2 protein-coding genes are annotated in these 2,100 nt (G+C 46.9%); one reads left to right on the forward strand and one right to left on the reverse strand.

Annotated features, from left to right (window positions below; translation table 11 throughout):
* Window positions 1-211: 211 nt before the first annotated feature.
* A complete protein-coding gene (gene hisA, locus NIES593_RS23115) occupies window positions 212-985 on the forward strand; it encodes a 1-(5-phosphoribosyl)-5-[(5-phosphoribosylamino)methylideneamino]imidazole-4-carboxamide isomerase (protein WP_073601800.1) in 774 nt (257 codons plus the stop codon).
* A 2-nt stretch (window positions 986-987) separates the two neighbouring features.
* Here the strand turns inward: hisA and cofG are convergent, their stop codons facing one another.
* Entirely contained in the window at window positions 988-1,953 is a 966-nt protein-coding gene (gene cofG, locus NIES593_RS23120) for a 7,8-didemethyl-8-hydroxy-5-deazariboflavin synthase subunit CofG (protein WP_073601801.1), read from the reverse strand.
* Window positions 1,954-2,100: the final 147 nt, after the last annotated feature.

The raw sequence follows: 2,100 nt of genomic DNA on the forward strand, positions 1-2,100 counted from the left end.
GATGTACAAAAAACCCATGTGTTCCCACTTTGACCATAACTGTTGCACCTGCTTATACCAATTCTCCAAAGTAAGGCGACAGATAAGATAAGATTTGTAGCGTGTTCAATGGTGGGATATGGCAGGGGTGTACAAACTAGAGATTGAAGAGAGCGAGGAAAAGCTCAAACAACTATAGTTATGAAAGGATCGAGGAACTAGGATAGAGCAGATGGAAGTCATTCCCGCGATCGATTTACTAGATGGAAAATGCGTGCGCTTGTATCAGGGCGATTATATGCGATCGCAAGTTTTTAATGAAAATCCTGTCGAAGTGGCGAGACAATGGGTTGAACAGGGAGCTACGCGCTTGCACGTCGTCGATTTAGATGGCGCCAAACAAGGCAAACCCGCTAATTTAAAAGCAATTGAAGCGATTGTCAAAGCCGTGTCCTTGCCAGTACAAGTAGGCGGGGGATTGCGCGATCGCGATAGCGCCAGTCAGCTACTGGCTTTAGGAGTCGATCGCGTTATTCTAGGCACCGTCGCGGTAGAAAATCCTCAGCTAGTCGCCCAACTTTGCGGGGAATTTCCTCAGAGAATCGTTGTCGGAATTGATGCTCGCAACGGCAAGGTCGCGACGCGGGGTTGGTTGGAAACGTCAGAAGTCGATGCTACCGAACTCGCAAGACGAATGGCACAACAAGGAGTCGCGGCGATTATTTATACCGATATTCACCGAGACGGAACACTAACGGGCCCCAATAAAGTCGCCCTTAGAGAATTGGCAGAAGTCGTCGATATACCCATTATTGCCTCTGGTGGAATCAGTTCTTTGACTGATTTACTGAGTTTATTATCCCTCGAACCAGCAGGCGTAACTGGCGTTATCGTCGGTCGCGCCCTTTATACCGGAGATGTCAAGCTTTCTGAAGCCGTCCGCGCCGTCGGTTCGGGACGATGGCAAGATATCCCGCCCGATTTTGGGTCTTCGACGTTGGCATAGAATTAGAAATGCAACAGCTTGCATTCCCACGCAGCAACAGCCTCTCGCAATTGAGGCGATAACCAATCGTAATACTGGGGATAAACGGGCAAGCGCAGCATTAGTTGCCATCCGGCTGGTTCTAAAATCTCTCTAAGTCTTTGCAGGTGAGGATGGGGGTAATCGGGATTGACTTCATCTTTAGGACCAATTCCGCCCAAGTCTCTCGCGCCAGCTTCTAGGCAGTCCAACAAAACGCTAGCGTCTGGGATTAGGTTGGGAGGAATTTGTATGGTAATGGTCTGGGGAAGAATATCTCTCGCTTTGGCAATAAGGTCTGGTAAGTGATGAGAATTGAAAGCTGATGCGGTAAAACTCTGGCGATCGCCGGGGCTGTACGGTTGTAGGATAACTTCTTGTATATGACCCCATTGCCGATGAATTTGGGCAATTGCTTCGAGGGTTTCGATGCGATCGTCTTTCCTTTCTCCTATTCCCAATAATAAGCCCGTCGTAAAAGGAATTTTTAATTTCCCTGCCCATTCTAACTGTTGCAATCTCAGTTCGGGAACCTTGCTGGGAGCGTGAAGATGAACGGTTTCCAACAGGTTTGGCGTTAGCTGCTCCAGCATTAGTCCCATCGATGCGTTGACCTGCTTGAGCTGTTGCATCTCCTGAAACCTGAGAGGTCCCGCATTAGTATGGGGAAGAAATCCTCCCGACAAAGCTAGTTGACAGATGTCGTAGATTCTTTGAAACCAAGCATCTCTTCGAGAAGAATCGGGATGAACTTCGCCACTGAGAACGAGAATCTCGCAAATTCCTTGTGAGAGGAGATACTCTAGCTTCCGTTCAACCTCTGCGAGTGTCAACCAAGCACTTCGACCGGGATCGGCACGAAAATTACAGTAGGTGCAGCGATTGAAGCATTCGTAAGTAGGAACGAGCGTGTAGGCAGCGCTGTAGGTAACAATCCGAGATAAAGACATATGATAAGCTTAGTTTATAGTTTACATAAGCATATTTTTGCTTAAATTACTTTACAAAACTTATTCATTCTCTTAACATTATGAATAATCATTCATAAAGAACCTTGAAAAAGGAATAGGAATCATAGGCAAATGACAACAACCTTA

The organism is Hydrococcus rivularis NIES-593, from assembly GCF_001904635.1.
Classification (GTDB): domain Bacteria; phylum Cyanobacteriota; class Cyanobacteriia; order Cyanobacteriales; family Microcystaceae; genus Hydrococcus; species Hydrococcus rivularis.

Excerpts from the sequence above, each read along its gene's own strand:
- hisA (WP_073601800.1), top strand. The coding sequence starts at position 212 with ATGGAAGTCATTCCCGCGATCGATTTACTAGATGGAAAATGCGTGCGC.
- cofG (WP_073601801.1), bottom strand. The coding sequence starts at position 1,953 with ATGTCTTTATCTCGGATTGTTACCTACAGCGCTGCCTACACGCTCGTT.